The sequence below is a fragment of the Caldisphaera sp. genome, assembly GCF_046536515.1.
Classification (GTDB): Archaea; Thermoproteota; Thermoprotei_A; order Sulfolobales; family Acidilobaceae; genus Caldisphaera.
Genome location: NZ_JAWDMQ010000059.1, coordinates 1 through 7,694, shown reverse-complemented (window position 1 = coordinate 7,694; position 7,694 = coordinate 1). Strand labels below are relative to the sequence as shown.

The window sequence follows — 7,694 nt, the reverse complement described above, 5'->3', positions numbered from 1 at the left end:
CCCTTCATGAGAGAGATAAATAGCCCTCAAAGGTTTTTATAGCTCAAAATAATTATGCATAAACCTTGGCTGTAAGAGCTAGTTGTACCCTTGGGAATAAGAAATTTAATGTATAGTAAACCCTACTTAACCTCTCTTTCACACTAACAGTTCCGTTTATAGAACTTCCGCTTTAAGGGAATCATGCCTCTTTAAGAAATAAAAACCCTCATCGCAAGGTGAGGATGCCCGCCATAAGTCCGGGTAGTTCACATCCATAAAACTTCTACTCCTAATTTTTCTGCTTCAACACCTACACTATAACTAAACAAAAGGTTTTTATCAGCAATTACTTTTATTTTATTTTGCCTATTTTTTATAATAAATGTTCTAATAATATTAACCAATTCATTTTCAACGTCTCTTGATATAGGATTAACGTAATGGAACTGGGCTGTTGGATAAAGACCGCATATTTCATAGGGTATTAAACCTAAGTATGGAGCATAATATATTACATGAGCCCCTTTTACATCTTCTTTTTTACAACCCCTATAGGGTTTCAACAAAATATTTCCTTTTGCTTCATATTTTGTTAAAATCCATGATTTATAGTTAATAATTCTTGGATTCCAAGAATTCTCTATTCCATAAAATTTAAGCCCTCTAGGATTTCCTTTATATTTAGGGTTAAACCTATCAATATACTTTATATGTTTACTTAATGACCTTAAAGCACTTTGGGCTTCCGGCCTGTATCTAGAGATCTCAACTAAAAATTCCCAGAGCCTCCCTTCTCTTATAGCCTGTTTAGTTCTATTTATTGACTTTTTAATTACATATAGGTTGTGTATTGATAAAAGCCTCCTTCTTTCTTTTACGTCCATTTCCATTAAATCCTTAGGGGTGTATTTAGAACAAACCGGGCAATTGCATGGAAAATATTCTAAATCCTCTAGCTTTTCAGTTCCGTAATCAGTTATATACCTATCACCTTTAGCATATAATTCATATGAGGCTGAATCAAACGTATCTACGCCCAATGCTATAGCAAATGGGAAAATCAAGGGATGACCTCCTCCAAAAAGGTGTAAAGGCTTTTCCGGAGGTAAGTATTTCTTTGCAGTTGCAATCATATCTATTATTAAATTATAACCATACTTCTCAAGAAAAACTGTTGGACTACCTATAGCAAACATCTCGAATGGTAGATTTGCTGATTCTTTAGCGCTTTTCTCAACCAAGTTTAAGTATTTTCCTCCCTGTATCGGGAGAACCCAAATAATTTTATCGTCTTTTAATTTAATTGCATCATGAGCATTTTTTAAGGTTTCATCAACGCTCTCTTCGGCCTCCTTTAAATCAGTATCCCCTGTTGGTTTATCTAAAATAACAGCTATATCACTCCCAATAGCTTTTTCAAAGTTCATAACTGTTTCTTGGTTAATATCAATGCTCCCATATTTTAATACCTGGTATGCTCCAGAATCAGTCATTATTACTTTATCAAATCCCAATACTCTATGAATCCCTTCACTTATTACTTTTTCTCCAAACCTCTTATATGATAGATAGGCATTTGTTATGATTTGATTAAATCCTATTTCCTCTATTTCTTTTACCTCAACATCTTGCTTTAAAGGATCTACAACTGGGAAAAATGCAGGAGTTTCTATAATGCCTCTGTTTGTTTTTAAAATACCTATTCTTCCTGCTAATTCAAAATCTTTTATAATAAACATTAATTAAAACACCGTTATTGATTGATTCCCTTCGTCCTCAAATACTCCCTAAATATACTATAAATTTTTTGAGCTAAAGGACCCGAACCTTCTACACCATCTTTAGAAACCTTTATGTTTTTTCCCACCTCAACAACGTTTATATCATCATAAACTTTTATTAAATGCTTTTCAATATTGCCAAACCTAATTAGAAACTCTGAAAACTCTTTTGCATTAAATATCTCGCTTTCTCCAATTAAAATTTCGCTTATATTTCCTCCATAAATTATTGAAACAGGCCATAAATTACCTTCATTATCTTTAGCTGATTCCAGCATAACACTATAAGTTGTAGGGTCATACCCTGTTAGCTTTCCTGTATAATATCTACCATTAGTTAACTTTATAGTAACGCTTCTATCTAGCAATGAATTCAAACGCGAAACAAATCTTCTTGCTGGCTCTGGCGACGCTGACATTTATTACACCTATCTTTTTCTGTATTTCTCTAAATATTAGGTTTTTCTATCTAAAAGAAAACTTTTAATTCCCTTAATTATTTTCAATATTGGTGGTAAACTTGGAGCCAATATTTTCAGCAAAATATAGGGTTTATTGGAGCGAAACAGATGCTGCAATAATGATGCATTTTTCTAATTTCTTTAGGGTATGTGAAAGGGCTGAAGAAGATTTCTTTGCATCATTAAATATTTCACAAAGAGGGGAAGTAGGGAAAAGACTATTGATGCCAAGAGTACATGCTGAATGCGATTATAAAAACTCTTTAAGGCCTGGGGATCTTTACTCTGTTAACATAGTTGAAATAGTTTTGGGAAAAAGTAGCATAAGGTATACATATGAAATTTATAATGAAACGAGCAAACAAATTTCTGCTATATGTAAAATTGTTGCAGTGGTGTATGATGAGATAAATAATAAAGCTATGGAAATACCAAATGAAATTAGGAAAAAGCTTATTGAAATTGGGGCTGTTGAGCAGAAAAATGCTTAACCAAAATAGCAATTATAAGTTATATTTACAAAAGTATTTTGGTTAACCAATATTATTCCACTAGGTGGATTCGGATAACAAATCAAATTTTTCTTACTTAATATAATGTTAGAAACGTTATAGTAATAATAATAACCTGAAGGGACATTAGAAAATTTAATATTAGAGGCACTAAAAGTACTAGAATTTGTAATACTAATATAACCTGTTTTAGTTTGATAGTACATTGAAACACTCCAATTAGAATTTGAAGATGGACTACCTTGATACCCTATTATATTAATTATGCTAAAAGTAACATTAAAGTATTTATTATAAACTACTTTAGTTGGAGGCACAACATTAACAACGCCTCTTGCAATTAATGATGAAATTAATTGCTGTAAGTTTTCCACTGGTATAACCGCAATAGATTTGCCATTAACAACACTTATAGAGATCCCCAAAGGGTTACTATTTATATTATTAATTATTATTAATGCAGAACTATTTGGATTCATCGAAACAGGCAAATAATTATAATTTTTTTGATTTCCATTTGCATATTTTACTATTACATTTAAAATATTGCTTACCCTGCTATATTGATCAAAAGTTATATAGCTACCATTTTTTAATATAATGGAAATACCTGATATATAATAGCTGTAAGGATAAGCCATACTTGAAACATTTATATAAATTTTATTATTTGTATAATTATAATAAGCAAGTATGTCTTTTTCCATCAAGCTTGCCATTTGCTGTACCTGTATAGAATTCTTTTGAGTAGTTAAAACATCTTGATTGTAATTTATAAGACTTAGCATAACTCCAGCTATAATAAATGCAGCTATAATAAATATTATGGTTCCAACTATTGCTGACTGGGACTTTTTATGATGGACTTGCCATTGCATATACCTCTCCTCCGTTATAAGATACCGTAACTAATGAAGCAACCGGTTTAACATTTGTACATTTGATAACGGCAACTGCATCTGGAGGTATGTAATGAGATAAGCTATAAGACGTTTTATTAAATAAAATAGAACAAGTATTAACTATGGTGCTATTAATATAAACGCCATTAATTTGGACTCCTAGGGGACCGCTGTTAAATATAAAGTATAAATTACCATTACTTATATAAGAACCCATCGGAACTATATATTGCTGCAATGCAAGTTGCGCTTGATTACTGTTGCTATTCGTTAAGCTAACAAAACCTCCTGCAGCAGATGATAAATAAACTATTAATGTAAATCCGACAGCTAAAGTTATTAATATCATCATTATTTCTGCGACTATATTGCTAACAGCCCTTTTATTTATCATCGTTTAACCCATTTTTTATTTTTTATTCAAAGTTTATTAATGTATAACCTTAAATTCAAATCACTACACGTGATGCCAAACTCAAAGCAATAGTCATAGAAAAGGTTCCTATTAATATTAAATAAATGAAATATTCGCTAGTTCTTGGGGCAAAATCTGATATAACCTTTGCTATGATGTAACCAGATGTAGCAGAAACTATTAAGAGCGAATAGAAAAAAATTCCTAAAATACCAGGTATATTTATACTTGTTGTCATAACTCCTGTTAATCCAAATGTTGCATTTTTCTTCAATACCTCAAGCATAACTATAGTCATACCTACTGCAAAACCGTAAACAGCTATACCTAAAATTATAACTGATGAATACGATTGCAATCTGTTTTTCAAATAAAATTCCATTCTTTGCAGTTCAGCAGCATACCTACTCGTTACATTTAAAATATCGCTGGCCCTACCCCCACTTCTAGCAGTTGTTAATATAGATGTTAATAAAAGCCTTACATCTCTTGGTGAGGAAGAAAAGATTTTCAAAAAAGATCCTTCTAGATCTCCTGTCATTTTATATAGATATGCAAAAGCAGCTAAATAATCCTTTAAAGGAGGGTCAACTAAATCAACTGAAGCTAATATAGCCTGAGAAACTGAGGGTAATGAAGCTGCTACGCTTGGATAAATTTCTAAAAACGATCTGGCCTGTCTCTTTAATTCTAGCATGTAATTACTGTACTTTCTTGAATATATTGCATATGGTAACATTAAAAAGACAAGAAATAAATCAACATAGATTATAGTTATTATGTTTGATGGAACGGGTATATTTGAAAAACTTGTAAACACAGGAAATTGCGTGGGGAATAATTTTTTAAATATATAATAGAAAATTAATAAAGATGAAATCCCGGATACCGGCACAAAGGCAACGTATTTTAAAGGCCTCGGAGGGCCAATTCTTCTCATTCTTCCCACCTAAAGCTTTAATTTAGATGTTTGATTGTCTGCTAAAACTGCTGTAATTAAAGATACTATAGGTATTAGAATGAATATAACAAGTATGATTAAAGATGTGAAGCTTATGGTAGTAACAGGATATACAGTAAATAGCATTCCCATAACACCTATTAATACCGGACCAACAATTCCCACAACTAAAAACGATTCTAATAGAGTTCCAATAGATGATGATATTCTTTCAACTAAAGAATAATAATAATTTAGGTATGAAGATATAGAATCTTGAGCTATCTGGACCAAATCAGCTCCGGCAACAGATCCTCTTGCAAGGGATTGGGCCAAAATCTTAAGGCTTGGTGAAGGGGTTATTTTAGATAGGCCTTCTAATATTTTATTGGGATCTTCATTTAAAGTTATGTAAGTCTTTATATAATTCATTTCAGCATTAAATTCTTTTAGTTCTTCAGAATATTTATTAACGAAGGTCAACAAAGCTTCGGAAAGACCTTCGCCTCCTGCAAGTAAAGAAGTTAAAGTTGAGGCAAATATATGAAATTTGGCTTCCAAATCATCTTTTCTTGATGAATACTTGAAAGAAGGGATCATAATACTTAAACCAACAGATAATAAATAACCTAAAATAACTGTAAGAACAGAAATTATTACAGTGTTTTCAATATTATATTTCCCTGATAATCCTAAATAAATATAAACTACTTCCCATAATAATGTGGGCAAAAAGAGGAAAATTAAGACAACTTCCCTTTTGCAATAATTATTAAATCCTTTACTTATTCCGGAACCCAAAATTATATAATCTATATCAGGGTTTAGCTTCTTGATTAGGTTGCAAGGCTTTATATTTTTAAAAAATCTATAGAAAAAATTGTTTAAGTTTATTAAAATTTTATATAAAATATTTTTATATTTATATGCTTTAATCTTAATCACCTCTTATATCTATGTTAAATTCACCTGTTTCTGCTTTAGCCTTGTTATATAGATCTATTGGGTTTCTTCTATATAATCTAAGAACCTCATTGAGCATTGCGCTATCCGCGTTTTTATTCATAAGCCAATTTAATATCGTTGCCCTCCTTTTGAGATCATCAAATGCTTCCTCATAGCTTATTAAATTGAGAGATGCAACTGATTTTAATAAATAACTTTCCGTTCCTTTCATATACCAAGAGTTTTTGTATCTATCCCACAATATTTTCTCTTTTAGCAATACACTATTTGTTTCAATATTATATCCCCAAGACTCATCTATTCTCATAACTTTTCTAAATACATTACCCCCTTCTTCTATTCTTAAAATATTAACAAAAAGCCTAGCCGCTGATATAAGGCTTGCTGGCACATTCATCGGGGGGGATATAAGTCTCTTAATTAAAACATCGGCAGACTCAGCGTGAACTGTTGTTAGACCTCCGTGACCGGTTGCTAATGCTTGGAAAAATGCATACGCTTCTCTAGATCTAATCTCTCCCACTATTATAACATCAGGTCTCTGTCTTAATGCTGCCTCTATTTGGGACTGCAAAGTTACGTTTTCAACTCTTGGATCTGTTGATAATCTGGTCATCATTGCCCCCCAATTTTCATGAAATGGTAAATAAACCTCAGGAGTATCTTCTACAGTTACTATTTTATATTCAGTAGGTAAAAGAGTTGTTGATGCGTTTAGCAAAGTTGTTTTACCGCTGCCAGTAGGGCCATAAAATATTATTCCTTGCTTGTTCTCTACTGCAAGCCAAATAAATGCAGCAACTAAGGGGTCTAAGGTCTTAGACCTCATAAGTTCTATTAATGTAAAAGGCTCTGCCCTGAACTTTCTTATAGTAAAGCTATGCCCCCTTCTAGATACTGTATCTAAAACTATGTTTACTCTATATCCTTCTGGTTTTAATAGCCCTTCTATTATAGGCGTAGCGATAGAAGGCTCTCTACTGCTTCTAACACCAAGCTTAGCTATGATAGAATCGAGCTCTTCTTGAGTATTAAATACAACATTTGTTGTAAGCCATTCGTATTTTGTGTGGTAAACAAATACAGGTATGTAAAGGCCATTGCATGATATATCTTCTATATATGGATCCCTTATGAGCGGTTCAATCTTTCCGTATCCTATCAAATCCCTTGCAACGTAATAAGATGATACTAGAGCTATATCGTCTATCCTTTTTCGTAACTCATTGAATTTCCCATCTTTCCTTATATGAAAACCTTTTATTAATTTTTTAGATGCTAAGTCCTTAGCTATTGGAATTAAAATATCTATACCTTCCTCTAAAATCTTTTTCTCTGCGAGCCTTTTTGATAAATCTATATCCTTAAATACCATATCCATTAATTCTTTATATACCTTCAATGAAATATCATCTAATGCAGGCTCTTTTACATCGTAAAGTCTTCTTTTTTCTTGATCTTCATAAATCCTTATCAATACCTTGGGGTAGCCTACAACACCGTATTCTTCTAATATATTAATTTTCTTGTTTTCTTCTTGTTTGTCATTTATTTCCAATGAGGCTACCCCATTTTTCTCCATATTTTATAACTAAAAAGCAAAGCTTTAAAATATTTAAAGCCCATCGCAATTTTTTAAAGATACATTGTAAAAGCCTTATTTATAAACAGTGAAATATGAGTTACGCCACGGGTAAACACAAATAAGGCATTACTAGATTTAAGAAACAATGAT

The 7,694-nt window shown here is 31.8% G+C and carries 8 protein-coding genes; 1 reads left to right on the top strand and 7 read right to left on the bottom strand.

Annotation, left to right across the window (positions count from 1 at the left end; all coding sequences use genetic code 11):
- Positions 1-248 precede the first annotated feature (248 nt).
- Together tgtA and RXO53_RS07130 are read right to left on the bottom strand one after the other, a co-directional pair.
- Positions 249-1,721: a tRNA guanosine(15) transglycosylase TgtA gene (gene tgtA / locus RXO53_RS07135; protein ID WP_410713541.1), complete on the bottom strand. Its 1,473-nt coding sequence runs from the start codon at positions 1,719-1,721 to the stop codon at positions 249-251.
- 14 nt (positions 1,722-1,735) lie between these two features.
- The gene (locus RXO53_RS07130) at positions 1,736-2,182 is read right to left on the bottom strand and encodes an Lsm family RNA-binding protein (protein WP_410713540.1); all 447 of its coding nucleotides are present in this window, start codon (positions 2,180-2,182) and stop codon (positions 1,736-1,738) included.
- Positions 2,183-2,283: 101 nt separating this feature from the next.
- On the opposite strand from RXO53_RS07130, the gene RXO53_RS07125 reads away from it, so the two are divergent.
- Positions 2,284-2,715: an acyl-CoA thioesterase gene (locus RXO53_RS07125; RefSeq protein WP_410713539.1), complete on the top strand. Its 432-nt coding sequence runs from the start codon at positions 2,284-2,286 to the stop codon at positions 2,713-2,715.
- Here RXO53_RS07125 and RXO53_RS07120 read toward each other — a convergent pair.
- The 5 genes from RXO53_RS07120 to RXO53_RS07100 form a co-directional block, all read right to left on the bottom strand.
- Entirely contained in the window at positions 2,712-3,614 is a 903-nt protein-coding gene (locus RXO53_RS07120; RefSeq protein WP_410713538.1) for a hypothetical protein, read from the bottom strand. The genes RXO53_RS07125 and RXO53_RS07120 overlap by 4 nt on opposite strands.
- Positions 3,592-4,032, bottom strand: coding sequence for a hypothetical protein (locus tag RXO53_RS07115; RefSeq protein WP_410713537.1), 441 nt, complete (start codon positions 4,030-4,032; stop codon positions 3,592-3,594). The genes RXO53_RS07120 and RXO53_RS07115 overlap by 23 nt, the downstream gene beginning before the upstream one ends.
- A gap of 55 nt (positions 4,033-4,087) precedes the next feature.
- Positions 4,088-4,993 (bottom strand): type II secretion system F family protein, encoded by a 906-nt coding sequence (locus RXO53_RS07110; RefSeq protein ID WP_410713536.1) that lies wholly within the window; start codon positions 4,991-4,993, stop codon positions 4,088-4,090.
- A gap of 9 nt (positions 4,994-5,002) precedes the next feature.
- Positions 5,003-5,725 carry a pilus assembly protein TadB gene (locus tag RXO53_RS07105; protein ID WP_410713535.1) on the bottom strand — a complete coding sequence of 241 codons (723 nt, stop codon included), beginning with the start codon at positions 5,723-5,725 and terminating at the stop codon, positions 5,003-5,005.
- A 205-nt stretch (positions 5,726-5,930) separates the two neighbouring features.
- Positions 5,931-7,517, bottom strand: a complete 1,587-nt coding sequence (locus tag RXO53_RS07100) for a type II/IV secretion system ATPase subunit (protein WP_410713534.1) — start codon at positions 7,515-7,517, stop codon at positions 5,931-5,933.
- Between the last annotated feature and the right edge of the window lie 177 nt (positions 7,518-7,694).

Excerpts from the sequence above, each read along its gene's own strand:
- RXO53_RS07110 (WP_410713536.1), bottom strand. The coding sequence starts at position 4,993 with ATGAGAAGAATTGGCCCTCCGAGGCCTTTAAAATACGTTGCCTTTGTG.
- RXO53_RS07115 (WP_410713537.1), bottom strand. The coding sequence starts at position 4,032 with ATGATAAATAAAAGGGCTGTTAGCAATATAGTCGCAGAAATAATGATG.
- tgtA (WP_410713541.1), bottom strand. The coding sequence starts at position 1,721 with ATGTTTATTATAAAAGATTTTGAATTAGCAGGAAGAATAGGTATTTTA.
- RXO53_RS07120 (WP_410713538.1), bottom strand. The coding sequence starts at position 3,614 with ATGCAATGGCAAGTCCATCATAAAAAGTCCCAGTCAGCAATAGTTGGA.
- RXO53_RS07130 (WP_410713540.1), bottom strand. The coding sequence starts at position 2,182 with ATGTCAGCGTCGCCAGAGCCAGCAAGAAGATTTGTTTCGCGTTTGAAT.